General features: G+C 56.0%; 23 protein-coding genes. 9 read left to right on the top strand and 14 right to left on the bottom strand.

Features of this window, described 5'->3' with window-relative positions:
* Window positions 1-37 precede the first annotated feature (37 nt).
* Window positions 38-622 carry an LOG family protein gene (locus BP38_RS0102895; RefSeq protein ID WP_026986497.1) on the bottom strand — a complete coding sequence of 195 codons (585 nt, stop codon included), beginning with the start codon at window positions 620-622 and terminating at the stop codon, window positions 38-40.
* Between the two features lie 417 nt (window positions 623-1,039).
* Here BP38_RS0102895 and BP38_RS18685 point away from each other — a divergent pair, with 417 nt between their 5' ends.
* Window positions 1,040-2,503: a LysM peptidoglycan-binding domain-containing protein gene (locus tag BP38_RS18685; protein ID WP_081816412.1), complete on the top strand. Its 1,464-nt coding sequence runs from the start codon at window positions 1,040-1,042 to the stop codon at window positions 2,501-2,503.
* 36 nt (window positions 2,504-2,539) lie between these two features.
* Here the strand turns inward: BP38_RS18685 and BP38_RS0102885 are convergent, their stop codons facing one another.
* From BP38_RS0102885 to BP38_RS0102855, 7 genes are all read right to left on the bottom strand, one after another.
* A complete protein-coding gene (locus BP38_RS0102885) occupies window positions 2,540-3,067 on the bottom strand; it encodes a hypothetical protein (RefSeq protein ID WP_026986496.1) in 528 nt (175 codons plus the stop codon).
* 104 nt (window positions 3,068-3,171) lie between these two features.
* Complete coding sequence (locus tag BP38_RS18680; protein WP_035723186.1) at window positions 3,172-6,324, bottom strand: efflux RND transporter permease subunit; 3,153 nt, start codon at window positions 6,322-6,324, stop codon at window positions 3,172-3,174.
* Window positions 6,321-7,433, bottom strand: a complete 1,113-nt coding sequence (locus BP38_RS0102875) for an efflux RND transporter periplasmic adaptor subunit (RefSeq protein ID WP_026986495.1) — start codon at window positions 7,431-7,433, stop codon at window positions 6,321-6,323. Before BP38_RS0102875 ends, BP38_RS18680 begins: the two co-directional genes overlap by 4 nt.
* Window positions 7,430-8,017, bottom strand: coding sequence for a PadR family transcriptional regulator (locus BP38_RS18675; RefSeq protein WP_051608887.1), 588 nt, complete (start codon window positions 8,015-8,017; stop codon window positions 7,430-7,432). Before BP38_RS18675 ends, BP38_RS0102875 begins: the two co-directional genes overlap by 4 nt.
* Window positions 8,018-8,110: 93 nt before the next feature.
* On the bottom strand, window positions 8,111-8,899 hold the full coding sequence (locus BP38_RS0102865) for a slipin family protein (RefSeq protein WP_026986494.1): 789 nt from the start codon (window positions 8,897-8,899) through the stop codon (window positions 8,111-8,113).
* A gap of 32 nt (window positions 8,900-8,931) precedes the next feature.
* Complete coding sequence (locus tag BP38_RS0102860) at window positions 8,932-10,233, bottom strand: NfeD family protein (RefSeq protein ID WP_051608886.1); 1,302 nt, start codon at window positions 10,231-10,233, stop codon at window positions 8,932-8,934.
* 204 nt (window positions 10,234-10,437) lie between these two features.
* Entirely contained in the window at window positions 10,438-11,823 is a 1,386-nt protein-coding gene (locus BP38_RS0102855; RefSeq protein ID WP_081816411.1) for an MFS transporter, read from the bottom strand.
* A gap of 71 nt (window positions 11,824-11,894) precedes the next feature.
* Here BP38_RS0102855 and BP38_RS0102850 point away from each other — a divergent pair, with 71 nt between their 5' ends.
* The gene (locus BP38_RS0102850) at window positions 11,895-12,896 is read left to right on the top strand and encodes a YheT family hydrolase (RefSeq protein ID WP_026986491.1); all 1,002 of its coding nucleotides are present in this window, start codon (window positions 11,895-11,897) and stop codon (window positions 12,894-12,896) included.
* On the opposite strand, the gene hemB is transcribed toward BP38_RS0102850, so the two are convergent.
* From hemB to BP38_RS0102835, 3 genes are all read right to left on the bottom strand, one after another.
* A complete protein-coding gene (hemB, locus tag BP38_RS0102845) occupies window positions 12,893-13,954 on the bottom strand; it encodes a porphobilinogen synthase (protein WP_081816410.1) in 1,062 nt (353 codons plus the stop codon). The genes BP38_RS0102850 and hemB overlap by 4 nt on opposite strands.
* Window positions 13,955-14,096: 142 nt before the next feature.
* Entirely contained in the window at window positions 14,097-15,404 is a 1,308-nt protein-coding gene (locus BP38_RS0102840; RefSeq protein ID WP_026986489.1) for an O-acetylhomoserine aminocarboxypropyltransferase/cysteine synthase family protein, read from the bottom strand.
* A gap of 263 nt (window positions 15,405-15,667) precedes the next feature.
* Entirely contained in the window at window positions 15,668-16,657 is a 990-nt protein-coding gene (locus tag BP38_RS0102835; protein ID WP_026986488.1) for a hypothetical protein, read from the bottom strand.
* Window positions 16,658-17,033: 376 nt separating this feature from the next.
* Here BP38_RS0102835 and BP38_RS0102830 point away from each other — a divergent pair, with 376 nt between their 5' ends.
* From BP38_RS0102830 to BP38_RS0102805, 6 genes are all read left to right on the top strand, one after another.
* Window positions 17,034-18,107, top strand: a complete 1,074-nt coding sequence (locus BP38_RS0102830; protein ID WP_026986487.1) for an enoyl-CoA hydratase/isomerase family protein — start codon at window positions 17,034-17,036, stop codon at window positions 18,105-18,107.
* Window positions 18,108-18,377: 270 nt separating this feature from the next.
* Window positions 18,378-18,836, top strand: a complete 459-nt coding sequence (locus BP38_RS0102825; protein ID WP_026986486.1) for a MarR family winged helix-turn-helix transcriptional regulator — start codon at window positions 18,378-18,380, stop codon at window positions 18,834-18,836.
* A 186-nt stretch (window positions 18,837-19,022) separates the two neighbouring features.
* Complete coding sequence (yajC, locus tag BP38_RS0102820) at window positions 19,023-19,472, top strand: preprotein translocase subunit YajC (RefSeq protein WP_026986485.1); 450 nt, start codon at window positions 19,023-19,025, stop codon at window positions 19,470-19,472.
* 61 nt (window positions 19,473-19,533) lie between these two features.
* Window positions 19,534-21,099: a protein translocase subunit SecD gene (secD, locus tag BP38_RS22480; RefSeq protein ID WP_026986484.1), complete on the top strand. Its 1,566-nt coding sequence runs from the start codon at window positions 19,534-19,536 to the stop codon at window positions 21,097-21,099.
* A gap of 16 nt (window positions 21,100-21,115) precedes the next feature.
* On the top strand, window positions 21,116-22,069 hold the full coding sequence (secF, locus tag BP38_RS22475) for a protein translocase subunit SecF (protein ID WP_026986483.1): 954 nt from the start codon (window positions 21,116-21,118) through the stop codon (window positions 22,067-22,069).
* Window positions 22,070-22,094: 25 nt separating this feature from the next.
* Window positions 22,095-22,469, top strand: coding sequence for an Mth938-like domain-containing protein (locus tag BP38_RS0102805; RefSeq protein WP_026986482.1), 375 nt, complete (start codon window positions 22,095-22,097; stop codon window positions 22,467-22,469).
* A gap of 58 nt (window positions 22,470-22,527) precedes the next feature.
* On the opposite strand, the gene BP38_RS18670 is transcribed toward BP38_RS0102805, so the two are convergent.
* Entirely contained in the window at window positions 22,528-22,749 is a 222-nt protein-coding gene (locus tag BP38_RS18670) for a hypothetical protein (RefSeq protein WP_035723180.1), read from the bottom strand.
* Window positions 22,750-22,918: 169 nt separating this feature from the next.
* Window positions 22,919-23,518 (bottom strand): superoxide dismutase, encoded by a 600-nt coding sequence (locus BP38_RS0102795; RefSeq protein ID WP_026986481.1) that lies wholly within the window; start codon window positions 23,516-23,518, stop codon window positions 22,919-22,921.
* Window positions 23,519-23,732: 214 nt separating this feature from the next.
* On the opposite strand from BP38_RS0102795, the gene BP38_RS0102790 reads away from it, so the two are divergent.
* Window positions 23,733-24,584 carry a phytoene/squalene synthase family protein gene (locus tag BP38_RS0102790; protein ID WP_026986480.1) on the top strand — a complete coding sequence of 284 codons (852 nt, stop codon included), beginning with the start codon at window positions 23,733-23,735 and terminating at the stop codon, window positions 24,582-24,584.
* A gap of 3 nt (window positions 24,585-24,587) precedes the next feature.
* Here BP38_RS0102790 and trmFO read toward each other — a convergent pair whose 3' ends face one another.
* The gene (trmFO, locus tag BP38_RS0102785) at window positions 24,588-25,943 is read right to left on the bottom strand and encodes a methylenetetrahydrofolate--tRNA-(uracil(54)-C(5))-methyltransferase (FADH(2)-oxidizing) TrmFO (protein WP_026986479.1); all 1,356 of its coding nucleotides are present in this window, start codon (window positions 25,941-25,943) and stop codon (window positions 24,588-24,590) included.
* Between the last annotated feature and the right edge of the window lie 2 nt (window positions 25,944-25,945).

The following is a 25,945-nucleotide window of genomic DNA, read 5'->3' as shown; positions in this document are numbered from 1 at the left end:
CTTGCAACTTGCTGCCTCAGGTTGCAAGGAATCGAGCTCAACTCCACTTGGCCTCAAGGTCAGATGATGGAACCACGGTCGTTTCAATCTGGGTGAAGAAGTCCCCGACCGACTCCGCCACAAAGCAGCGCTTCAGATCATGATGCTTGATAAAGCCTTCTTCCACCTGGTGTTCCAGCATTTGAATAAGGGGCACCCAGAAGGCGTTGACATTCAGCAGTCCAAGGGGTTTCGCATGCAATCCAAGCTGTCCCCAGGTGATCATCTCGAAGGTTTCGTCCAGAGTGCCGAAACCGCCAGGAAGGATGCAGAAGGCATCGGATTCCCGGAACATCTCCAGCTTGCGTTCGTGCATGCTTTCGACAACACGCAAATCCGTAAGATTGTTGTGTCCGACTTCAAACTCCATAAGGTGGCGCGGTATGATGCCCAGTACGTCCCCCTGCGCTGAAAGGGCAGCGTCGGCAAGTTCGCCCATCAATCCAACGCGCCCCCCACCGAAGACGATTCTTATTCCACGGGCAGCTGCCGCGTACCCCAGTTCCCGAGCCGCTTCCATGTAAATGCGATCACGGCCCTTCGAGGAACCGCAATAGACACACAGCGACGTGATTTCGGGCATCGATGCCTCACTTGATCCTAGGATTGTAAGAATCTGACCATGGGTCAGAGCGGGGGAAGAAAACCCAAAGCAGGTGATACTGCAAGCCCACGAGAAAGCAGCCAGAGAGCTTTCCATGGAAAGAGACGTTTGGGGAATCTTCACCTTTTTGCATTTAAACGCTAGAAGCTGTGTCGTTCTCTGCATTATTGCGGCATATTAATGTCCGAAAAATGACCCCGAGGAGTCCTTGTCGTCTTGAAGCCTGTTCTTGTGTTTGTTGTTGCCGGTTTGGCCGTAGCCATAGTTGCTGCGGGAATTGTCTTCTTTGACGGTGAAGACCGCGAATCCGGGTACGATACGGCGACATCTGTGAGTCCTGAAGAGGCGGTTCCCGCGAGCGAGGGGACTGGCGAAGAAGGAAAAATATCTGAGCGCATGACTGAAGAGAGCGAGTCGGCGCCCGCTGTGGATGACTCGAGGGATGCCGGTGACACGATGGACTCTGAAGGCGACAAGAGTGCGTCGCGCGGTGAGTCGCAACAATCCGGAGAAGCGCAAAGGGACTCCCCTGAGCTGGTTGCAGATAGCGTAGCGCCTGCTGAAAGTGACAAGCAGGAAAAAACAGCCACTACCCCGGTAGGTCGTGAAGAGGAGACGTCCGCTCTTCCCTCAGAAGAAACTGCGTTGGAGAGCGAGGAAGCTGATCAGCAGCCCGTTGGGGAAAGGGAAACGGATGAACAACCGATAACGCCTGATAGCGTGGATGAAACGGACACGACTCCAGTCGAGGCGGCGGACAGGGATCAGTCGGGTGACAGCCCTCAGGAGCAGGGGGGGGCTGAAAGTGCAAACGAAGTCGAATCGGAGATTGCTGCATCGCCTGAACCTGAGCCTGAGCAGTTTGGGACTGAAGAGGAACGTCAGGAGGCCGACTCTCAGGTGGCCAATGGTCCAGACAAGGTACTTCCCAGTTTCGATGTTGTGCGAGTCGAAAGGGATGGCAGCTTTGTGGCTGCTGGGCGGGCCGCAGCTGGAAGCCAGGTAAGCGTACTGGCAAATGGCGAAGAAATTGCCTCCGTCCAGGCAGACCAAAGGGGGGAGTGGGTCCTGTTGCCGGATGAGGGGCTGATTTCGGGTGATCACGAATTGAGCCTGTCCAGTGTATCGGGCAATGGTGCGCACGCGGATTCCAAGGATATCGTTGTCGTTTCGGTGCCTTCTGCGGCGTCCAGTCGTGCGCTTGACTCCGGACAATCCGCTTCCGGTGGCATGGCGGAGGAAGTCACGGACAGCAGCCAAGTCCAGGAGTCCGTCACCGACAGTGATACAAAGCCGCTTGAGGCGTTGTCTCCACGTCCGCTTGCCGTTCAGATGCCACGAGAGGGAGCAGGCGAGGCCCGTGTCCTGCAAGGACCGGAAGGCGGTCTCATCGCCGGGGAGTTGTCTCTGGATTCGATAACTTACGATGAAGATGGAGAGCTGCTGGCAAGCGGGCAGCTGGTCCCCGGTGCCCGTGTCTTCATGTACGTGAATGATCGCTTCGTGGGCGAAGCCAAGGCCAGTGAGAATGGCCGCTGGCAGATCCAGCCGGATAAGGCGTTGGAAGGGGGAAAGTACACCATACGCATTGACCAGGTCGATGAAGAAGGCGAAGTGGTTGCCAGGCTCGAAACCCCCTTTGTGCGGGAGGAAATATCACCGGATCAGGCCGAAGGCGGAGAAGTCGTGGTTGTTCAGCCAGGCAACAGTCTCTGGCGACTGGCACGCCGTTCCTACGGCCGGGGTATTCACTATACGGTGATCTATGATGCGAACGATGATCAGATCCAGGATCCGGATCTGATCTATCCAGGGCAGGTTTTCGTCGTTCCCGGCATTGAGGAGGAGGAAGCTCGATAAGGACAGCTGGAAGCTGTCTCTAGGCTTTTTGCCCAGTCACCCTTTGCTTGTTTGCCGGACAGCCAGAACATCCTCGGCCATTTCAAAGAATGGTTTGAACTCCAGGAGTACAGCGCTCAGGGCCGCGATGATGCTGACGGGTGTAAGCCCTTGAGGGGGGGCGACTTCGGCCAGAAGGCGCACATCCTGATCGTTGATGATTGCAATATGCCCTTTGGGAAGCGTTCTGGTCGCCGTTGCAAGATGCCTGAAGAAACGTCGTCCAGCAGGAGATTCGGCCGTAAAGGGCAGCTTTCCCAACTCGCCGACAATCTTCAGCTTCGTTTCTCCTGTCGTCTTGCATTCGCATGCGAAAGGCATGCCCCGATGAATGAAGCTGAAGGTGATGTCCTCGCCCTTTGTCCGCCTTCGGATTTCTCCATTTTCCGATAGCCCCACATGATGGAGCTGGAGGGGCAACTCCTCTTCCCGGCTTATTTCCAGGGCAAGATTGACCTTTGCTTCATCCGCCTGCTGATCCTCGTCGCAGGAGGACTTTTGACTTATGCCGCTTTCCATGGCCATCGCATGACTTTCTAAGGTTCCGAACAGCTGTTCAGGAACAGCATAGCCACGAACGGTTTAACGCTGCGTTAAACCACCTCGTCAGGGGCCCGACAGTCCATGAGTCATGAGAACCTGATTTTTCGTCTTTGGCGATACCATTGGGCAAGGTTTTCACGAAACAGCAGTGCGCTGGGCGTAACCAGCAAGGTCAACAGGGTCGAAAAGGTCAGCCCGAAAACAATGGCTGTGGCAAGCTGGGTCCACCACTGGGAGGAAGGTGCCCCCAGACTGGCTGTGCCCTCCAGCAGGTCTATGTTGGCGGCAAAAACCATCGGAAGCAGGCCCAGGATGGTCGTGATTGTCGTTAGCATGACCGGCCTGAAGCGCTGGGCACAGGTTCTCAGGATGGCATCAAGAGGTGTTGCGGCCTCCAGTTTGATGCGGTCAAAGGTATCGATGAGGATGATGTTGTTGTTCACGACGATACCGGCCAGGGCGATGACTCCTATACCGCTCATCACAACGCCGAATGGCTGGCCCGTGACCAGGAGTCCCAGCATCACACCTATCGTCGAGAGTACGACGGCGGACAGGATGAGGAAGGCGCTGTAGAAGGAGTTGAACTGCGTGACCAGTATAATGGCCATGAGGAACAGCGCGATCATGAAGGCCTTGACCAGAAAGTTCTGAGCCTCTCTCTGTTCTTCGTCCTCTCCCGTAAAGGAGATACTTACAGCCGGGTCTATATCTGCTGTTTCCAGCCATTCCCGGATCTCCTGAACCTTGTCGTCCGGCAGGATGCCGGGCTCGACATCACTGCGGATGGTCATGGTCCGGTTCCCCTCGACGCGCCTTAGCTGAGATACCTTTTGAGAAGGTTGCAACTCCACAAAATTGCTGACCGGGATCAAGCCTGCATCCGTTTCAACACGGATGTTGTTGAGTTGCGAGACATTGCGCCTTTCACGCGGGTAGCGGACGACGATATCGATTTCCTCGTCGCTTTCATCGGTTCGGTACGTTCCGATCTCCAAGCCCTTGGTGGCCATTTGAACGTAGGATCCAATCAAGGTGACGTCCGCGCCGAACTTTGCCGCCTGCGCACGGTCTACCGTCATTTCCCATTCGATCCCGGGCAGGGGCTTTCCATCCTCGAGATCCACGAAACCGCCAATATCCTCCATCGCCGTCAGTATTCGATCGACAACGGGCTCAATCCGTCCGGGATCAGTTGAAGAAACACGAATTTGTATCGGTTTGCCGACTGGCGGACCGGCTTCCTGTTTGCGGAACTCGACCGAGATGCCCGGAAGGTCTGCTGTCCTCGTACGCAGATCCGAAATGATCGCGTCAGCGCTGCGCCTAGCAAACCAGTCGACAAACTCAAGCTGGATACGCCCAATAAGGTCTTCGGGTTCTGAGTCGTCCTGTTGCCCGGCCGTGGTCAGTGTCTGTGTATAGATCGAATGGAATTCGCCCTTCTCCTGGGCCAGCTCCAGAATCTCCTGTTCCACGCCTGCGACCTGTTCGTCGCGCTCCTGTATCGACATGTTGCCACGGCCGTGGACCCAGACAGACAGATTCTCCGGCTCGACTTCAGGGAAGAACTCGACCCCCTTGCCGAAGACAGCATAGCTTCCCTGCGCGAAGATAAGCACGACGACTGCGGCCAGAATGATCTTGCCCGGATGGGCAAGGGCTTTCCGCAGGAAGTTCACATAGTGACCCGTAGGTCCCCCGAGCTGCTGCAACTGTGCCCTGTTTCCGGAAGAAAGCGCGCGCATCTTTCGGGTGGATACAGCCTGACCGGGTTTGCCAAAACGTGCCCCCAGGACGGGGATGAAGATCAATGCCATCATCAGCGAAGCCGTCAGCGTCGCCAGCAAGGTGATGGGAAGGTACTTCATGAACTCGCCGACAGTCCCCGGCCAGAAGATCAAGGGAAGGAAGGCGCTGAGTGTCGTGGCGGTCGAGGCTATGATGGGCCAGGCCATGCGATTGCTCGCCAGACCATAGGCCTCTTCCCTGGGGAGGCCTTCCACCATTTTCCGGTCGGCATACTCCGTGACCACGATTGCACCATCCACCAGCATGCCCACGGCCAGGATCAGGCTGAAGAGGACGACGATGTTGACGGTGAATCCCAGCATGCCCAGGACAAGCATGCCGGTCAGGAAGGATCCGGGAATCGCAACGCCGACAAGGCCTGCCGAACGCATTCCCATGGCAGCGACAATCACGATCATCACAAGTAGAACAGCCGTCAGCACGTTGTTCTGCAGGTCGGAAAGCATGGTACGGATATCGGTCGATTTATCTTGGTTGTAGTTGACCTGAATCTCCTCGGGCCAGGCCCCTCGGCTGGCTTCCACGACCGCTTTAGCCTGCTCGATGGTTTCGATGATGTTGGTGCCAGTTCGTTTCGATATCTCGATGGCCAGTGCCGGTTTGCCATTGACCCGAACGATGTCGCTGGGATCCACGAAGGTCGGGCGCAGGGTGCCGATGTCTCCAAAGGTCACAACGGAATCACCGCTGGTCTTGACCGGCATGTTCAGGATGTCCTGATTGGACTCGAATAACCCCGGAACCTTGATGGGGAAGCGACCGGCTCCCGTGTCAATCTCGCCGGCGGCTACAACCCGATTGGAACGGTCGACGGATTGCAGCACCTGTTGCGCATCCAGGGCATAGCTGTCGATCATCGATGGATCGACGAGCAGCTCGATCAGTTCTTCCCGGTCGCCGCCTATATTGGCTTCCAGTACGTTCGGCAGGCTTTCCAGGTTATCCTGCAGGCGCCGGGCAATGGTCAGGAGCGTGCGTTCCTGGACATCACCGGAAAGTGTGACGACCAGGATTGGAAACAGACTGAGGTTGACCTCGGATACACGCGGTTCCTCGGCATCTGCTGGCAACTCCGCCTGCGCGATATCACTCTGTTCGCGGACATCTGCCATGGCCTCGTCAATATTGAACCCGGCCTCGAATTCCAGAAGGACAAAGCCCCCTCCCAGGAAGGCAGTGGAACGCATCTCCTTGACGCCTTCCACGGACGACAGTTCCTGCTCCATGGGCTTGACCAGAAGGCGCTCTGCGTCTTCTGGTGAAATGCCCGTCTGAGCCAGGGACACATAGATTATTGGGATATTGACGTCCGGCTCGGCTTCCTTGGGGATGGTGACATAGGTGTAAAAGCCTGCAAGCAGCAACAGCAGCAGGGTTGCCACCACCGTGCGGCTATGCGTCAGTGCTGCATGGATCAGGCTTTTCACGTACGCGGCTCGTCTGGTGCGTTTGTGCTGGAAGTGGCCGGATCCTCTTCCGGTACAGGAATCACCTCCTGCCCGTCGCGCACGAATTCCTGCCCTACAGTGATCAAGGTCACCTCTTCAGGAAGGCCCGTGATCCATGCTCCATCACTGTCCTGTTGAGCAATTTCGACTTCGTGGAAGACGACCTTCCCATCCTCGACAGCGCGAACGCCGAGCAGGCCTTCGTCTGTCAGGGTCAGGATGGCAGGAGAAATTCTGTGTGCATTCACGGTCCGACGCGGCAGGAAAAGTTCAGCGGTAATGCCGGCGGGAATACTGTGCTCGGGATTCTCGACCTCAAGCTCCACTCGGAAGCTGCGCGTATCCTGGTTTGCTGACGAGGCAAGGTAGCGAATTCGTCCGTCAAGTTCCCGTCCATCCGGTAAGCGGGCTGTCCCGGGACCGCCGGTCAGGAGCCCCGGGCGTTGCTGTTCATTCAGCATGGCGACGATAATGACCGGGTCCAGGTCGATGACCTGCGCAACCTCCTGGCCCAGGTCAACGTAGTCGCCCTGTTCAACATCTCGTGTTTCCAGGACGCCATCGAAGGGCGCCTCCAGGGTCAACTGTTCGATCTGGATTTCCGCGCGCCTTTCCGCTGCGAGTGCCTGGTCGTAGGCGGCGCGTGCTTCAGCAAATTGTGTTTCTGCCCGAAAGCCCTGGTTCTTGAGACTCTCCGAGGCTTGATACTCCATACGCCTCTGGGCTGCCCTTGCGCGGGCTTCGGTCAGGGAAGCGCCAAGATCTTGCTCCGCTATGCGCAGAATGGTCTCGCCTTCCTCTACAAGATTCCCTTTTGAAACCGGCAGGTCTTCGACCGGTCCGGACTGCTCTACTCTCAGGTTGACAGTGCGGTTCGCTTCACTGTGCCCGGTTGTGCGGACTTCTTCCACATAGGGACGAGCCATTTGCGTGCGTACCTGAACCCGCTGCACCTCTGTGGACTGGCTGATCGCTGCCGCTTCCTTTTCGGGCTCGCGCTCTTCCGTCCCCTGGAGGATGGTGCCAACTGCGATCCAGGTTGCAGCAGCGAGCGCTATGCCTGCTGCCAGCAGATAGGAGCGATTCATCTGTCACCTCCAGGCACCGTAGAGGAAACTTCGGGACACCACGTAGCAGATGTCGTCTGCCTTCGGGCCTCTGTCTCGTCGAGCAGCCATTCTCTGTGAGTGCAGAGGTAGTCGAGCGCATTCTCGTAATAGGTCAGCCCATATCCATGCACGAAACGTGCACCAGGGGAGGCTCCAGAAAGGTCGCATGCATGCATCTGATCGATCGTGCTTTTCAGTTCGGTGATGCGTGTGTCGAACAGGTCGGCAAGTTCTTCATGCGCCAGAAGTTCGGAATGGAACAAGACAAACAGGAAATCCGACCGGAAACGGTCCTGTGCAGGAGGATGTAACAGTGATCCCTCGAGTTCCTGCCGGCCGTTTGCGGTTATGGCGTAAACCTTCTTGTCAGGCCGTTTCCGTTGGGCTTGGGCCTGTACGGTGACATGTCCGGCTTCCAGCAAGCGGTTCAGGGCCGGGTAGATTGAGCCAAACCCAACCTCCTGGAAGATGCGATAGGGCATTTCTTCCAGCTTCTTCTTGATCTCGTATCCGCTGGCTGCCCCCTTTTGAAGGATTGCCAAGCAAAGCGTGCGTGTGTCCATTACTACAGATCAATCCTAGCTAGGATGCATATATCAGATTGATATATACATCACCACTGGAAATCTGCAGTCTTAATGTCTTCCTTCACAAACTCAACTAATGGAACTGGTGGTACGCAACTGTCCTTCCTTCAGGAAGGATTGCAGCGTCGAGGCCATGTCGATGGGGAAGGGGAAGACAATTGTAGAGCTGTTCTCTCCAGCTATGTCTTGCAGGGTTGAAAGATAGCGCAACTGCATCGCCTCTGGGATGCTGCTCAGAATTTCCGCTGCTTCAACAAGCTTCTGCGAGGCTTGCTGCTCGCCTTCCGCATTTATGATCTTGGCCCGGCGAACACGTTCGGCTTCCGCCTGCTTTGCTATGGCCCGCACCATGCTTTCATCGATATCGACATGCTTGATCTCGACGTTGGCAATCTTGATACCCCAGGAATCCGTCTGATTATCCAGAATTTCCTGAATATCGTTGTTCAGCTTGTCGCGTTCGGAAAGCATTTCGTCCAAATCGTGCTTGCCCAGGACGGAGCGCAGGGTGGTCTGTGCAATCTGGCTTGTCGCCTGCATGTAGTTTTCCACCTGGATCACGGATTTCGAGGCATCGACGACACGGAAGTAGATGACTGCATTCACTTGTACGGAAACATTGTCCTGTGAAATGACGTCCTGGCTGGGAACATCCAGAACCAGGGTTCTCGTATCCACACGCACCATTTGCTGGATGAAGGGGATCAGGATGATCAGTCCAGGCCCCTTGACCCCGGTGAAGCGGCCAAGCGTAAAGACAACCGCACGATCGTATTCCCGCAGGATGCGCAGGGACGCAACCAGCAAAACCAGAAGAAGTACGACGATAACCGGATAGATAATGATATCGATAAACATTGGACAGCACTCCTAAGCCATCGGGAATGGCGTTACCTGTCGTTTTCAACAGACCTGACCCGTACGGTCAGGCCGTCAAGAGCAAGAACCTCGACTGTCTGGCCTTTCTTCAATTGCTCATCGGCCACGGCTTTCCAGCGTTCTCCATGCACGAAGATCTGCCCCTTTCCGCCAGACCATTTCAGGACCTCTGCCTGTTGTCCGATCATCTCTTCTGCACCCGTCTGGACGGGCCTTCGATGGGAGCGGATCGCCATGCGGAGTACGATAACCAGCAATAGTACGCTGATTACGGTCAAGGCTCCCAGGGTCCAGGGAGATATCTCGTATCCCGGCATGCTTGAATCAAAGAGCAGTGTGCCGCCCAGAACAAAGGCAGCGACACCACCAATGCCCAGTACGCCAAAGGAGGGAGCAAAGGCCTCACCCACCATCAGTACCAACCCCAGTAGCAACAAGGCAAAACCGGTCAGGTTTACGGGCAGAACAGCTACGGAGTATAGGCCTAGCAGCAGGCATATGGCCCCCACGATTCCGGGAAAGAACATGCCGGGGTTCATGAATTCAAAAATCAGCCCGTAAACGCCCAGCATCAGGAAAATCAGGGTCAGATTCGGATTGGTTATGATCGCCAGCAGCTCAATACGCCAATCGGGATTGATTTCCTCGACCCTGGCATTCGACGTGGTCAGTCGCGTGCGCCTATCGTCCGGAAGGGCCACGAACATGCCGTCTAGCTGGTCCAGTAAATTCTCCAGTGAACGTGCCTCGTAGTCGATGACGTCTTCTTCCAGGGCCTCGCTGTTCGAAAGGCTGGCCGATTGCCGAACGGCACGCTCTGCCCAGTCGGCATTGCGATCGCGCAGGCGAGCGAGCGCGCGTATGTAGGCAACGGCATCCTCGACGGTCTTTGTCGAGGCTGTATCCAGTTCCTCAAATGAGCTGTCATCCTCGGCATCCTGGTCGTCTGCTCCCTGATCCGAGTTCTCCTCTGGATCATTGCCCCCGAGAGGAAGAGGCAATCCGCCCATGCGGATTGGAGTGGCCGCTCCAAGATTGGTGCCCGGTGCCATGGCTGCAACGTGCGCGGCATAGAGTATGTAGGTTCCCGCGCTGGCGGCGCGTGCTCCGCCCGGAGCAACATAGACTGCAACAGGTACGGGGGAAGCCAGGATATCCTGGATCATCTGACGCATGCTGTCGTCGAGGCCCCCCGGTGTATCCAGGCGCAGGACCATAAGCTCTGCATCGCGCTCCCGGGCCTTGGTCAAGCCCTGGGACAGGTACTCGGAACTGGCTGGGCCGATAGGTCCCTGATAGTTGAGTACGAGCACCCTGGGTTGGTGACCTTCGGGTTCCTGACCGGACGGTGACGTTGGGGCAAGCCAGGTAAGGCTCACTCCAGCAGCCAGAAGCAGAATAGAAAAACAGATGCGAATTGGGCGGGTGAAGAATCTGGCGGGGGACATCCTGGTGTTTGCTCGATCGGTTAAGGACTGCTGCTTGTCAGTGTGTCACAAATGCCAGGTGTTTCGCATTCACTTCTCCAAGGCGGCCCTGCGTGGATCCCTTACACCGGCCAGTACGACAAGACCAATCAGGAAGAAGACCGCAATTGTTGCCATCCCTGCGCGCTGGCTCTCGAATACATCGGTTACCAGCCCGAGGACCGCAGGGCCAACGAAAGCGATGGCTTTCCCTGACAGCGAGTAGAGACCGAACATGCGGGCTTCAAGCCCGGGCGGGGCAATCTGGGCCATAAGGGCTCTGCTGGCTGACTGCACGGGGCCAAAAAAGCAGCCAATGGCAACACCGAGAACCCAGAAAAATGCGACCGAGGTTGTCAGGATAAGAAGAATGCCGATGATGATGAGAGCGACGAGTGAGAGCATTATGATGCGTTTGCTGCCGAGACGTTCGTCTATCAGCCCAAAAGCGAACGCGCCGATACCAGCAGAGATGTTCAGAACAATTCCGAAAAGCAGGATTTCCTCGAACTGCATCCCGAAGGTGCCAGCGGCATAGATCGCACCAAAGGCGAACAGCGTGTTCAGGCCGTCGTTATAGATCATGCGGGCCACCAGGAAGCGGGCCACGTTCGAATAATGACGGATGTTCCTCAGCGTATGGAGAAGGGTGCGCACGCCCTGCAAGGCTGCCTGACGAAGCGGCAGGTGGCGGGAGGGCTGGTCGGGCACCAGCATGAACAGGGGCAGGCTGAAGAGGATCCACCAGCCGGCAACGATAAGCGCCGAGATGCGCACATGCTCGCCGCTTTCCTTGTCCAGTCCCAGCCAGGGTGTTTCGGGCTGCACGAAAAGCAGCAGGATCAGGGTCAGGACCGTCAGCCCTCCGGTATAACCGGCAGCCCAGCCAAAGCCTGACAAGCGACCGATACGGTGCATCGGCACCAGATCGGAGAGCATGGCATTATAGAAAATCTGCGTGAATTCAAAGGTCGTGGCGCTGATGCAGAAAAAGATCAGCGCCCAAACGACCCAAGACGGGTCTGGACGCGTGAACCAGAGAAGAGCGCAAGCGCTTACGCAACATAAGGAAAAGAACAGCAGCCATGGTTTCCTGCGACCGCCTTCGTCACTTATGGCGCCCAGGATCGGGCTCAGGATAACGATCAGGAAGCCAGCTACACTCAGTGTGTAACCCCAAAGCGCGGTGCCTTCGGTCGGCGAGACCGCCACAGCCTGGGTAAAGAAGGTTGCAAATATAAATGTCTCGATAACTGTTGGATAGCCTTGATTGGCCCAATCAAACAGGCACCAAGCGAACTGGGCTGGGCGGGATGCTGAACGCTTGCTCTGGATTTCCGGGCCGGCTGTCATCAGATGGGTCGCTGGACCTGAGTTTCTTGGCGGAGTTCGGTAACAGGCATCTGCCAGAACGCCGTGGGGAAAGCGAAGCGGCATTTCTGTGATCTGTAGGTCAAGACGCGGTCTTCCCTGTCGAGTGGTCGTTTGACGTTGTATCGGATATGTGAGTGTTGTTCACGAAGATGATGAATTTGCCCGAGTTCAAGCCGCGTCCCCCCTGGCTTGGTGGAGATTTGCAGACCCTGCGCAACATGATTGTCCGGCCGGTCGTCCGTCTTGGGCACTGGTCATCTAGCAGTCTGACCTTTCCACAGGAGGATGGCGACTGTTTGCTTGGAACATTGAACCAGGCCGATAAAACAGGAACCCATCCACTGGGCCTGTTGCTGCACGGACTGACGGGAAGTGAGGATTCGCTTTATATGCGCTGTACGGCACAGACCCTGTTGAAGGAAGGCCGGGATGTGCTGCGCTTGAATCATCGCGGCGCTGGCCCTTCCGGACCCCTTTGCCGGCAGTCCTACCATGCAGGTCGAACCCAGGACCTGCGTGCTGTTCTGGGTCAACTCGGGCAACAATGGCCCACGCTAAAACGGCGAGGTGTCTTCCTGGTGGGATACTCCCTGGGTGCGAATATGCTTCTGAAGTTCCTGGGCGAAGGAGAGTCTCCAGTCCCGATACGTTTCGCGGTTTCCGTATCCGCACCGATTGACCTGCTGCGCACCCAGGAAGCGATCATGAGGCCACGAAACCGCGTGTATCACAGCTATCTGATGAACAGCATGCGTCGGGAGGTCATGGCCAGCGCTCAACCAGATGAAGTGCGGGATCGGCGCTGGCTTATGAAACTGCACTCGGTGTGGGATTTCGATGAATACCTGACGGCTCCTCGCAATGGTTTTGCAGGTGCTCGGGACTATTACAATCAGAATTCAGCCCTGAATTTCCTGGACCAGGTTGCCGTTCCCTGCCTGGTCTTGCATGCTCAGGATGATCCTTGGATTCCCGGTAGCATCTATCGTGGGTATGACTGGCGAAGCAATTCGACCTTGAGTCTCGTCATGCCGCACTCGGGAGGTCATGTGGGATTCCATGGAGTGGGCAGCCAGATCCCATGGCATGATCGCTGTACGGCGACCTTTGCGCGTGGGATGTCAAAAGCAGGCTAGAGCGCGTTGTTTTGCAGGCGCTCGGCAACCTTGGGTGCGAAATAGGTGAAAATGGCATCAGCGCCGGATCGCTTGAAGCAGATCAGGGATTCCATGATGGCTTTCTCGCCATCCAGCCACTCATTTGAGGCTGCTGCCTGGATCATGGCGTATTCCCCACTGACCTGGTAGGCGAAGGTCGGAACGGCAAAGCGTTCCTTGATGCGCTGCAGGACATCCAGATAGGGCATCCCGGGCTTGACCATGACCATGTCGGCGCCCTCCGACAGGTCCATTGCAACTTCGCGCAGGGCTTCGTCGCTGTTCGCTGGGTTCATCTGATAGGTTTGCTTGTCGCCAACCAGTTTACCACCGGACCCCACGGCATCGCGGAAGGGCCCATAGAAGGCGCTGGCGTATTTTGCGGCATAGGAACAAATTTTCACGTCCTGAAGTTCGGCCTGGTCCAGTGCGCAGCGAATAGCTCCGACCCGGCCGTCCATCATGTCAGACGGTGCGATGATATCGCAGCCTGCACGGGCCTGGACAATCGCCTGCTGACAAAGGATGGCAATGGTTTCATCGTTCAATACGCGACCGTCGTGAACCAGCCCATCATGCCCGTTGGCATTGAAGGGATCGAGGGCGACGTCACAGATGATACCGATCTGGGGGACGGCCTTCTTGATTGCGGAAACGGCACGGCAAACCAGGTTGTCAGGATTGACAGCTTCCGTGCAGTCGGGATTCTTGCGATCCTCCCCAATGCAGGGAAAAACGGCCAGTGCTGGAATCCCGAGGTTTGCTGCATGACGGGCGGCCTGGACGGCTTCTTCTACTGTAAGCCTTGAAACACCGGGCATCGAGGTGATTGCGACCTCTGGATTGTCATCCTCTCGCAGGAAAAGGGGCCAGATCAGATCGGAAACGCTCAAGCGTGTTTCAGCCACCATGCCACGCACCCAGGCATCGGTCCGGTTCCTCCGTGGCCTCAGAAGCGGGTAGGCGCCCACCGAAAGTCCCAAGTTATCCGTGCCCGGGTTGGAGGCAGCCGGATTTTGTCTTTGACGCTCTGACATCGATCTTCCCGAAATTGTTTCAGGCAGTTTAAATCCAAGACCAAAGGGCAACAAGCATCGGCCAGTCTCATCTGCCATGACGCAAGAACAGGGGCAGGTGGAGGCCTGCCCCTGTTCGGATCTGCGGCTTGCAGTAAGGAAATCAGCCGGCCTTGCCGGCTTCGGTCAAGCTGTGGTCCAGATCGGCCAGGATGTCGTCAATGTGCTCGATGCCAATTGAAAGCCTCACATAGCCGGGGGTCACGCCGGAACGCTGCTGATCTTCCTCGCTCAACTGGGAATGCGTCGTCGTGGCCGGATGAATGGCCAGGCTGCGTGCGTCCCCGATGTTTGCGACGTGGTAGAAAAGCTGAAGGGAATCGATAAAACGGCGTCCCGCTTCGGCGCCCCCCTTCAGTTCAAAACCCAGAAGGCCGCCCTTGCCGCCCTGAAGATACTTGTCGGCTCGGGCGCGTTTGTCCGCATCATCATTGATGGTTGGGTAGATGACCTTTGCCACTTCGCTGCGATCCTGAAGGAACTGCGCAACCTCAGCGGCGTTTCGGCAGTGTTCACGCATCCGCAATGGCAGGGTTTCCAGTCCCTGGATCAATTGGAAGGCACTGAAGGGGCTCATGGCCGCGCCAAGATCACGCAGTATCGTGACACGTGCCTTCAGTATGTAGGCAATGGGGCCCAATGGTTTGGCAGCTTCCGTCCATACAGCGTCATGGTAGCTGGGGTCAGGCTGGTTCAGGAGGGGGAAGCGCTCGGAATGCTTCTCCCAATCGAAATTGCCGCCATCGACGATCAGGCCTCCGATGGTCGTGCCGTGTCCCCCCAGATACTTGGTAGCCGAATAGACAACGATACTGGCCCCCTGTTCCAGGGGGCGGCAGAGAACAGGCGCAGCCGTATTGTCCATGATCAGGGGAACGCCAAGATCCTGGCCGATGGCGGCCACATCGGAAATGGGAAAGACTTCAAGCTTGGGGTTCGGCAGGGTTTCCGCGTAATAGGCGCGAGTCTTCGAGTCCGTGGCTCGCCGAAAATTCTCGGGATCCGAAGGGTCTACAAAGCGGACTTCGATCCCCTGCTGCGGCAGGGTATTGGCGAAAAGGTTCCAGGTTCCGCCGTAGAGATCTGTCGAACTTACAATGTTGTCGCCGGCTTGTGCGATGTTCTGGATTGAATAGGCAGACGCGGCTTGACCTGAGGCCAGGGCCAGGGCAGCAGCTCCACCTTCAAGGGCTGCGACGCGCTTTTCCAGGACATCGCAGGTGGGGTTCATGATGCGGCTGTAGATGTTTCCCAGTTGCTGCAGCGCAAAGAGGCTTTCTGCGTGTGCTGTGTCTTCGAACTGGTAGGAAGTCGTCTGATAGATGGGGACGGCGACCGCGCCAGTGGCCGGATCTGCTCTGTACCCGCTATGCAGGACAATGGTTTCGGGATTGTGCGATGTCGTGCTCATGGAAAACGCCCTCTGTGGTTCGTGTTGTCCCGGACCGATGTCCGGGGGAGGGAGCTACGTCTATGACGCTTTAGCCATTTGATAACCCGGAGCAAGCTGCCCTCAAATCGCCGGAAGCTGTTTGGTCAGCCAAACCTTAAAGCAAAAAACGCTCCAGCCAAAGCCGGAGCGTTTCCATCCGCTTTAGCCGTATTTTTCATGCGCCCGCAAGCTGATTCCTCAAATCGGCGCGTCACTTAGAAAGCGTTGTAAGGTGCCCGTTGTCAAGCTGTACGTGAACGCGAGCGTCCTGCATCACTTCCATTTTCATGCAAGGGTGAAGGAATGGCGGTCATTTCAAGCGGGCAGCAAATGGCCAAGAGGTATTGCTCGCCGCCTGCGAGAGTAAATGGCAGCAGCAGGCGCTCGCAACTGATCCAGTACCGAGCTTCATTGCGGGAGTAGAGAGTGCGAAGCTTGTCATACCGGGGCTGGCATGAGGAAAGAACTGCTTCGTAGGCCTCGCAAATAGGATTCTTGGAGGTCGGATGATCCGGATCGAAAGCGCAATTCTGCCCAATCAATTGCGAAGTCTCGCCATGGCCGTAAGCCTTTGCAAAGAGCGACTCCTCACCAATGTGTTCGTAAACCAGACTTCCCAAACTGTCTCGCGTATAGGCAACCATGCGCTCGACCAGTTCCGGGTGCTGGAAAAAAAGTGACAGTGCCTCTCCCCGCGGGCGATTGATTACTTCATCCCATAAATCCAGCGCCCTTCGGAGGTGGGACTGGAGTTGATCCCTGTCCAGTGTCTGAAGTTCGATCGGATGGATCGTGGGCCCCTCGAAAGGCACTACGTTGCGATAGGCTTCAGTTTGTTCCAGGCGGGCCAATGCGTTTGACGAGGCCTTGAAAGATTCACGGCACCAGCCTCCATAGCAGTAGTGCAGCACGAATTCGTCTATCGAATGCTGCTGATCATGAAGGCTGTCCAAATAGGTCTTCGCTGCTGCCAGGCTGTCTGGCTGAACGGTTTGGATATCCCATTCGATGGTGAGGACCTTTGACTGTTTGTCGACGCGGATCATTCCAAGCCAGCTGTATAGGAAGTGAAGCGCTTCCGGATCATGGTTTACAGGATCACGAAGGTGGGGAAGCTCGCTTTCGGGGGTAACCAGGCGCCAGTTGGCCTGATCATCAATCCACCATGTGCAGCTTTGGCTATCATGTGTCTGAGAGGAGCCGCTGTCCGTAGAGGGATAATGTACATTCATGTAAGAGGTCCGCCCGATTAGGTGTGCCTGTTCCTGGGAATTCAGCATTCTTTATGATTATTATAGCAAGTTCGCAGGAAGAGCGAGGTTTGCACAATGTATATTTTCAATATATAGAGATTTCCGAGATTTTCTCTTGAGAGTTTTTGAAAAGTTACTGGTTCAATTGCAGGGAGAGTTTGTTTAAGATTTCATCGTGAGATTTTTAAAAGAGATTTGTCAAAAATTTACTTCTCTGTATTCTTCTGCGTGGATTTTGACAAATTCAAACTCGTAGATAGAGATTCTGATAGAGAAGGTATTTGACGGCCATCCTGATGGAGCGTTATCTGCGCTCCTCGCGCTTCAGACGTCCATGGATTCAGGGAAAAGCTAGATGTCAGGGGACCCGAATATTCTATTCGAGCAACAGGGCAGTATCGGCATGGTAACCTTGGACCGTCCAAAGGCCCTGAATGCCTTGACCTTGGAAATGATCGAGGCCTTGCATGCCAAGCTCGAGGAATGGCGCGAAGATGCAGCGGCGCAAGCTGTCATAATCCAGGGCACTGGCCCGAAAGCATTCTGTGCGGGTGGTGATGTGCGAGCGGTCTACGAAGCTGGATGCGAGGGGAGCGACCTGACTCAACGGTTCTTCCGGGAGGAATATAAGCTCAATCGGGCAATCAAGCATTTTCCAAAGCCTTTCATTGCGTTGCTTGATGGGATCACAATGGGGGGCGGCATGGGGGTTTCAGTCCATGGGCGCTACCGCGTTGCAACCGAAAAGACGATCATGGCCATGCCGGAAACGGCAATCGGCTTTTTCCCCGATGTTGGAGGTTCCTATTTCCTGTCACGGCTGCAGGAGCCTCTGGGCCTATACCTGGCCCTGACTGGGGCTAGGCTGGACGCTGCAGATGCGCTTTATACGGGACTGGCGACGCATTATATAGCATCTGACCGCCTTGTAGATACGATCCGTGAGCTTGCAGTATTGGACATTGTGGAGGATGAGCCCTGGACTTGGGACGCCAAGATTTCCGAAATCCTTGAACGTCATTCAGACGTCGCTGGTGAGAGTGGGCTTGCAAAAGATATCAGGGACATCAGTCGACATTTTGGACAGAATAGTGTCAGTGCTGTTCTCCATTCACTTCGGGAGGACAGTTCGGAATGGGCAAGTGAGCATCTGGAAATACTGCAAAAGCGCTCTCCTACGTCCCTTGCAATCAGCTTTGAGGAACTCCAGCGTGCGGCCAATCTGGATTTTGATTCCTGCATGCGCATGGAATATCGCATGAGCCAGGCTTGCATGGCGGGGCATGATTTCTATGAGGGCATCCGTGCCGTTCTGGTTGACAAGGATCATGCTCCAAAATGGAGCCCTGCCACTCTGGATGAAGTCACCCGGGAAGTGGTGCAGGCTCATTTTCACGCCCTTGGAGAGTCAGAGCTTGTTGTTGCTTGATCACTGCCGCCTGCTGTTATGTCCTGGTATGGCTTTTGTTCACGACAAGGCATAAGGGGAAGGGTCCCGATACTACTGGATTCAAGTTATTCCTGAACCAAGGCAGAGGGCTAAACTTAAGCTCGAGACAGATTCTCCTGCAGAGTGTTAGTGCTTTAAATTCTGTACGAAACGTGAGATTTACTGCAGGATTTGTAAGAACCACATAAAGCTCGATAACGGATCAAGCGCCTAGGTAGGGACGCTTCATCAAGAATTAGGAGACCCCCTGTGAAAGCTGCGTATCTTGAAATGATCCGCATGATTGAACGGCTGCACCGACAATGTCTCGAGTTGGTCAAGGCTGAGATCGAGCGTGAAGGAATCCGAGATCTCAATAATGTTCAGGCCCTGATCATCTTCAATATCGGTGAAGGCGAAGTGACCGTCGGTGAACTCACGCAACGTGGGTATTATCTGGGGTCCAACGTTTCCTACAATGTCAAGAAGCTGGTCGAGAACGGCTACCTGGTCCAGGAACGCTCACCGCATGATCGCCGCTCAACCCATGTCAGGGTCAGTGAGAAAGGCATGGTGATCTTCAAGCACTTGGACAGCCTTTTCGAAAAACACTCTTCGGACATGCAGGAATTGGGTCTGAGTGCTGACGAGTTGAACTCTGCCGGAGATACACTGTCACGTTTGCTTCGTTACTGGTCCACCCCGGAACATTTTTCCGCCAGAGGCTAACAAGTGCCTCTGGCTGATCCGTGGAAAAGGCATGCGTCAAAGCGGTGATTGCTGTCTGGTGTTTGCATGATGGCAGCAATTGCCGGCCTATCATTGCATTTCGCGTGTTCAGGGCTATAGTCCGCTCATTCGCGTGGGCCTAGGTTTTTCGATTCCGGCCCAGGAAGCCAATTCTTAGGAGTGAGCATGTTCGTTTCCCCGGCCTATGCACAGGGTGCCGCTGCCGATGGCGGAAATCTCCTGATGTCCGTCCTGCCGTTCATCCTGATCTTTGTCATCTTCTATTTCCTTCTGATTCGGCCGCAACAGAAGAAAATGAAGCAGCATCGTGAAATGATCCAGTCTCTGGAGCGTGGTGACCGGATTGTCACGTCAGGGGGCATTGTCGGACAGATCATCAAGGTGACCAGTGATTCCGAGGTCGAGGTCGAGATCGCCCAGGGAACACGCGTCCAGGTCATGCGCCAGACCATCACGGAGGTCATCGAGAAGGGTGCACCCATCCGCAGTTCCTCCAAGGAAAAGGGCGGACGCGGAAAACAGTCCCAGAGCCGCAAGTCGGAGCCGGAAAGCGAATCTTCTGAAGCTGAGCCAGAAGACCAAGCCGAAGAGACGAGATCCGACGAAAAACAGTAGGCGGCTGAATGCTGCCTGGATTGCCGTCACTGTGTTAGCCGTCCTCGAAAGCGCCTGAACCATGGTCCATTTTTCGCGCTGGCAGCTTCTGTTTGTTGTTGCCGTGCTGATACTGGGTGTTGTTTTCGCCCTGCCAAACATCCTGTCTCGCCAGCTACTGGATAGCCTGCCCGATTGGGTCCCCAACGAGCAGATCAATCTGGGCCTGGACCTGCAGGGCGGCTCTCACCTTCTGCTTGAAGTGGATATCGAGTCCGTCTTCGAGGAGCAGCTGGAAGGTCTGCAGGATACGGTTCGCTCTGAACTCAGGAGCGAACGCATTGGCTATACCGATCTGGCCGTTCGTGGAGAGGAAGTCACTTTCAACCTGACTGACCCCGAGCAGGCGGACGCAGCGCGGCAGACACTTTCCGACTATCTCGGGAATGCAAACCTGTCGATCAATGGGGAAGGCGAGGGGCGCATATCCCTGACGGACCAGGCCAAGACTCAGCGGCAGACCAATATCGTTCAGCAGTCGATCGAGATCGTCCGTCGCCGCATCGATGAAACCGGCACGCGGGAGCCGGCGATTCAGCAGCAGGGTGAAGATCGCATTCTCGTCCAGTTGCCGGGTGTGGATGATCCGGAACGCATCAAGGATATTCTGGGAAGAACGGCGAAGCTGACCTTCCATCTGGTCGATACCGATACATCGGCGGATTCCGACAATATTCCGGCTGGCTCCCAGGTTCTTCCCTCGGAAGAGTTGGGACCGGATGGTGAACCTTTTGAATACGTGGTTCGCCGACGTGTGATGGTGAGTGGCGACAATCTGACGGATGCACAGGCAACTTTCCAGGAAGGCCAGCCAGTCGTTTCTTTCTCGTTCGATTCCGTAGGCGCGCAGCGTTTTGCTGATGTGACACGTGAGAATGTCGGAAACCCCTTTGCGATCGTCCTTGACGAGAAGGTTATAAGTGCGCCGGTCATCCGTGAGCCCATCACGGGGGGGCGTGGTGTCATCAGCGGCGATTTCAGTACCCAGGAAGTCCAGGATTTGGCGCTTCTTCTGAGAGCAGGCGCCTTGCCCGCTGAACTGACCGTGATCGAGGAAAGATCGATTGGCCCTGGGCTCGGTGCGGATTCGATCCGTGCTGGCGAGATCGCTTCCATCCTCGGCCTGGTTGGCGTGGTGATATTCATCATGGCTGTCTATGGGCTGTTCGGGGTCATGGCCTCTGTCGCCTTGACCACCAACATCGTGCTGATTGTGGCCGTGCTCTCGGGACTTCAGGCGACCCTGACGCTTCCCGGAATTGCAGGTATCGTGTTGACCATAGGCATGGCTGTTGATGCGAACGTGCTTATCTTCGAACGCATTCGAGAGGAAGTTCGCAATGGCCGTGGGCCCGTTTCCGCGATCGATACAGGGTACCGGCAAGCGCTATCGGCCATCATCGACGGTAATGTTACCACCCTGATCGCCGCTGTATTGCTGTTCGTTTTCGGGACCGGCCCAATCAAGGGGTTTGCCATCACCCTTGCCATCGGTCTGGTAACCTCGATGTTTACAGCCATCATGGTGACCCGTGCCATAATCGTGGGCTGGCTGCGCAGTCGCCGTCCCAAGCAGCTGCCAATCTGATAGAGCGATATTCTTAATGGCCCTCATACGCTTCTTTCCCGAAAATTCGCGCATCAAGTTTCTCAACGCCCGCCGCGTGACGTTGGCGGTTGCGGCCTTGATCATGACCGGATCGATCATTTGCCTTGCCGCGTTTGGACTGAACTTCGGTATCGATTTCAGGGGCGGGACCTTGATCGAGATCGAAACCGACGGTCCTGCGGATCTACCGGAATTGCGCTCACGTCTCGGAGCCCTGGATCTAGGAGAAGTGACGCTGCAGGAATTTGGGGCCCCCAATGACATCCTGATCAATATCCAGCGGCAGGACGGAGATGCGGAAGCGCAGCAGGAAGCCATCGAGAGAGTGAAGTCTGAAATCGACGATGTGGTCGTCAATTACCGACGCACTGAATTTGTCGGCCCGAAGGTCGGGGCAGAACTCCGCGAAGCCGGAACGCTTGCGACCCTGTTGGCCTTGCTGGGGATCGCGGTATACGTCTGGTTTCGTTTCGAATGGCAGTTTGCCGCGGCAGCTCTGCTGGCATTGGTGCATGACGTGATTGCGACGATCGGCTTTTTCACCGTTACGCAGATCGAATTCAATCTGGCGACCTTGGCCGCCGTGCTGACCATTGCCGGTTATTCAATCAACGATACCGTCGTTATTTTCGACCGCGTCAGGGAATCGGCACGGAAGTACAAGAAGCTGCCGATCAGCGAGGTTCTCAACAAGGCCCTGAATGATACGCTGTCCAGAACCTTGATGACTTCGCTGACAACCCTGTTGGCCCTGTTCTCGCTCTACTTCTTCGGAGGTGAAGTGATTCGCGGATTCACAGCAGGCCTGATCTGGGGCATTGTGATTGGCACATTCTCCAGTGTCGGGGTGGCTGTGCCGTTGCTTTATTACATGGGCGTCAAGAGCGAGCCGGTCGACAAGCAGGAAGAGGGCCGCACGAAAGCCCAGGACGGCGTGCCGCAGGTCTGATTCCTCCTGAAAGAGGAGCCATGACATGGATATTACGCCGCTTGTGCCTGAGGGACGACAGGTGATCGAAGCCTATGGGGACATGGGCTTTCGTGTTTCGGGCTATCGTTACGAGGGATCGATCCTGATCCTGCCGGACCAGACCATTGCCTGGGCGGTGTCATCCAGCGATGAGTTGTCCGTTGAAAGTCTAGATCACGTAACTGACCGGTCCGAGGTGGAACTGCTGTTATTGGGACTCGGCCGCAAAACCGTCATGATTCCGCGCAATTTCCGCGCCGCTTTGAAGGAAAAGGGGGTGGCGGTCGAACCCATGGATACAGGGGCCGCCTCGCGAACCTATAATGTCTTGCAGGCTGAAGGGCGGCGTGTGGCAGCCGCCCTGATTGCTGTCGAGTGACCCGGCCAGAGATAGGGAAAACGCAGTGGGTGGCTTAAGCGAAGTTCCTTTTGCCCGGCTATTGCTTGGTCCGGTCAAAGATCAGCAGGACCGAGCCAACCACCAGCAAACCAAACCCAATGAATGGAGAAATCTGGATACGCTCTTCATCTTCGGCTGTTGCCGTGATGGGGCCTACATCCAGGACCTCTTTTTCCTCGGTAAAGGGAATGTAGGGGAGGACCAGCGTAATCACTCCTGCAATGATCAGGGCAATGGCAACAATCTTGATGGCTCGCAAAAGGCTTCTCCGTCGAAGGTCGTTCAAATGATAAGCGCCAGTTGCAAGGAAATACTACCCGGGAGCCACAGGTTACAAGAGTTCTTCCTGTGTCTGTCTGGTGGATGATTTCCCGGCATAGAAAAAGGGCTGCCTCCACAGGCAGCCCTTTTTCAGAAAGTTACGTGCCTCAGGCCTTCGAAAGGTTCTCGTTCACGAAGTCCCAGTTCACAAGGTGATCAAAGAAGGCCTGAACGAAATCGGGACGGCGGTTCTGGTAGTCCAGATAATAGGCGTGTTCCCAAACGTCGATTGTCAGCAGGGGCGTTTGGCCGTCATTGACCAGTGGCGTGTCGGCATCGTCCGTATTGACGATTTTCACCTTTCCGCCTTCCAGCACCAGCCAAGTCCAGCCGCTGCCGAAGTTTCCTGCAGCCTTTGCCTTGTACTCCTCGACGAACTTGTCGTGGGAGCCATAGGCCTCGTCAATCTTGGAAGCAACATCGCCCGTCGGCTTGCCACCGCCACCAGGCTTCATGCTGTGCCAGAAGAAGGTGTGGTTCCAGACCTGGGCCGACTGATTGAAGAGAGTCGTGTTGTTCGATGACTTGGCGGCCCTGATGACGTCCTCGATCGATTTACCTTCGAGTTCGGTCCCGGAAACCAGATCATTGGTCTTCGTCACATAGGCCTGATGATGCTTGCCATGGTGGAAGCTGAGTGTGCGCTCGGAGTAATAGGGTTCAAGGGCATCCTGGGCATATGGCAGTTTTGGAAGCTCGAAAGCCATTGAGTCTCTCCTTATTTTATAGAACGTGAATAACCGACCCGATCCCTGTCGGCCCCGGTGTGTGATGACCCTTATCCAATACAGATAGGTATTCTTGAGCGAATGTGAACAGATGCAGCGACTTGGGCAAGCTGTAATCGGCAGAAAATTTCCAATTGTCCTATGGGGTTGTACAAGGCTGGAAGCACTGTGGGCAGCATGATAGACCGCGTCCATGGAAAGCCAGAGTGCCACAAGCTATTGCCTGGAAAGAGTGCGTCGACAAGACCACGCCCGCTACCTGACGACTCTCTTCTGCAACACAGAGCAACGCAACTTGCTTGCCGCTGTCTATGCCTGGAACCTCGAGGTTGCCAAGACAGCCGAGACGGTCAGCGAGGCCACGCTTGGAGAAATTCGGCTACAGTGGTGGAGTGAAGGTCTTTCGGAACTTTGGAAGGGGAATACACGCGCGCATCCCGTGCTACAGGCACTGGAAACGGGCAGGGAGAACCTGAAAGGGGTCTCACAGTCCTTCGAGCGCATCCTGGATGCCAGGTCCTTCGATCTGGATCCGGCCCCCCCGGCCAATCTTGGCGAGCTTGAAGATTATGCCGACGCCACATCTGCGGAGTTGCTCTGCATTGCATTGGCGGCGCTTGGGGCGCTACCGGACGAGCATGAACGCAAGGTTGCCCGTCATGTGGGGATTGCATGGGCCTTAACCGGCCTTATAAGAGCCGTACCCTTCCACGCACGGCAGAAGCGGCTCTATCTTCCGGAAGACCACATGGAGGTGGCGGGCGTAGAGCGTAGCGACCTTTTCGAGTTGAGAGGCTCTGATCAGGTTTCCGGTGTTGCGATGCGCCTGGCGAGACGGGCGGAAGAGCACCTGTCGGAAGCGCGTGACCTTGCGCGCAGCATAAAAAGCCACCGTCGTGCACCCTTTCTCATTGCCGGTCTGAACGACCTTCATCTGAAGGCATTGGAGCGCGCAGCCTACGATCCCTTCAATCCGCGCCTAGCGCGCCTGGAGGGAAGAGGCGCCTGGAAGGTGAGTTGGAACGCTTGGCGGGGCCGTTTCTGAACGTTACTCGGCAGCAGCGCGGGTCTTTCCAAGCCAGGCATCGAGTTCCTTGAGGGCGCGTTCTGCCATGGCGGGTTTGCGGTCCTTCTTGCGCAGCTTCTTGCCATTGGCCGCTGCCGGCGCGAGCGGCAACAGACCGAAGTTTATGTTCATTGGCTGGAAGGTTTCCGCTTCGGCATCCCCGGTGATATGTGCCAGTAAGCTGCCCAGCGCCGTAGGGCGTGGCGGCAGGGATATTTCATCGCCATTCTGTTCCGAAGCTGCGAAACGACCGGCCAGCAGACCGATGGCCGCTGATTCCACATAGCCTTCCACTCCGGTTATCTGACCGGCAAAGCGCAAGTGAGGCGCCTTTCTGTGACGCAGGGTTCCATCCAGCAGGCGCGGAGAGTTGATGAAGGTATTGCGATGGATTCCGCCCAGTCGGGCGAATTCGGCATTCTCCAGACCCGGGATCATGCGGAAGATCTCGGCCTGGGCGCCATACTTCAGCTTGGTCTGGAAACCGACGATATTATAAAGTGTTCCCAGGGCATTATCCTGACGCAGTTGAACCACTGCATAAGGTGGCTCCTCCCTGTGAGGGTCGTGCAATCCAACCGGCTTCATCGGACCATAGCGCAGAGTTTCGGCCCCACGTTCGGCCATTACCTCGATGGGCAGACAGGCTTCGAAATAGGGAGTGTCTTTCTCCCACTCCTTGAAGGCGGTCTTTTCACCTTCCAACAGGGCTGTAATGAAACGCTCGTATTCCGCTTCATTCAGAGGACAGTTGATGTAGTCACTGCCGTCGCCCTTGTCATAGCGCGACTGGAACCACGCCTTGGAGAAATCGATGGACTCCTTGTAGACAATCGGCGCGATCGCATCGAAGAAAGCTAGCGATTCCATGTCGCTGAGATCGCGAATGCCTTCCGCAAGAGCACTGGAGGTGAGCGGACCGGTTGCCACGATCACCTGGCTCCAGCTTTCGGGTGGCAGGCCTGCTACCTCGTTCCGGTCGATCTCGATCAGCGGTTCGGCTTCGAGCGCAGCGGTGACATCGGCTGAAAACCCGTGCCGGTCTACGGCCAACGCGCCCCCAGCCGGCAGGCGGTTGCGGTCCCCCATGGCAAGTATGAGGGAATTGCAGCGGCGCATTTCCTCATGCAGCAGGCCAACGGCATTGTTCATTGCATCATCGGAGCGAAAGGAATTCGAACACACCAGTTCGGCCAATGAGTCCGTCTGGTGCGCTTCGGTCTTGCAGATTGGGCGCATCTCGTGAAGCAAGACCGGAACGCCAGCTTGCGCCAATTGCCAGGCTGCTTCACTGCCAGCCAGGCCGCCGCCTATGATATGGACTTGTTCTTTACTCATGC

Origin of the sequence: Fodinicurvata fenggangensis DSM 21160, assembly GCF_000686045.1 — a bacterium.
Lineage (GTDB): Bacteria > Pseudomonadota > Alphaproteobacteria > Kiloniellales > DSM-21159 > Fodinicurvata > Fodinicurvata fenggangensis.
The sequence above is the reverse complement of the archived record's forward strand: the minus strand, read 5'-3'. Positions and strand labels throughout refer to the sequence as shown.

Bases quoted from the DNA above. Each gene is read 5' to 3' on its own strand.
- BP38_RS18675 (WP_051608887.1), bottom strand. From the start codon at position 8,017: ATGGACACACGCACGCTTTGCTTGGCAATCCTTCAAAAGGGGGCAGCC.
- secF (WP_026986483.1), top strand. From the start codon at position 21,116: ATGGCCCTCATACGCTTCTTTCCCGAAAATTCGCGCATCAAGTTTCTC.
- BP38_RS0102865 (WP_026986494.1), bottom strand. From the start codon at position 8,899: ATGTTTATCGATATCATTATCTATCCGGTTATCGTCGTACTTCTTCTG.
- BP38_RS0102840 (WP_026986489.1), bottom strand. From the start codon at position 15,404: ATGAGCACGACATCGCACAATCCCGAAACCATTGTCCTGCATAGCGGG.
- BP38_RS0102790 (WP_026986480.1), top strand. From the start codon at position 23,733: ATGGAAAGCCAGAGTGCCACAAGCTATTGCCTGGAAAGAGTGCGTCGA.
- BP38_RS18685 (WP_081816412.1), top strand. From the start codon at position 1,040: ATGACTGAAGAGAGCGAGTCGGCGCCCGCTGTGGATGACTCGAGGGAT.
- BP38_RS0102795 (WP_026986481.1), bottom strand. From the start codon at position 23,518: ATGGCTTTCGAGCTTCCAAAACTGCCATATGCCCAGGATGCCCTTGAA.
- hemB (WP_081816410.1), bottom strand. From the start codon at position 13,954: ATGTCAGAGCGTCAAAGACAAAATCCGGCTGCCTCCAACCCGGGCACG.
- BP38_RS0102830 (WP_026986487.1), top strand. From the start codon at position 17,034: ATGTCAGGGGACCCGAATATTCTATTCGAGCAACAGGGCAGTATCGGC.
- BP38_RS0102895 (WP_026986497.1), bottom strand. From the start codon at position 622: ATGCCCGAAATCACGTCGCTGTGTGTCTATTGCGGTTCCTCGAAGGGC.
- secD (WP_026986484.1), top strand. From the start codon at position 19,534: ATGGTCCATTTTTCGCGCTGGCAGCTTCTGTTTGTTGTTGCCGTGCTG.
- BP38_RS0102835 (WP_026986488.1), bottom strand. From the start codon at position 16,657: ATGAATGTACATTATCCCTCTACGGACAGCGGCTCCTCTCAGACACAT.
- trmFO (WP_026986479.1), bottom strand. From the start codon at position 25,943: ATGAGTAAAGAACAAGTCCATATCATAGGCGGCGGCCTGGCTGGCAGT.
- yajC (WP_026986485.1), top strand. From the start codon at position 19,023: ATGTTCGTTTCCCCGGCCTATGCACAGGGTGCCGCTGCCGATGGCGGA.
- BP38_RS0102885 (WP_026986496.1), bottom strand. From the start codon at position 3,067: ATGGCCATGGAAAGCGGCATAAGTCAAAAGTCCTCCTGCGACGAGGAT.
- BP38_RS0102855 (WP_081816411.1), bottom strand. From the start codon at position 11,823: ATGCCGCTTCGCTTTCCCCACGGCGTTCTGGCAGATGCCTGTTACCGA.
- BP38_RS0102805 (WP_026986482.1), top strand. From the start codon at position 22,095: ATGGATATTACGCCGCTTGTGCCTGAGGGACGACAGGTGATCGAAGCC.
- BP38_RS0102875 (WP_026986495.1), bottom strand. From the start codon at position 7,433: ATGAATCGCTCCTATCTGCTGGCAGCAGGCATAGCGCTCGCTGCTGCA.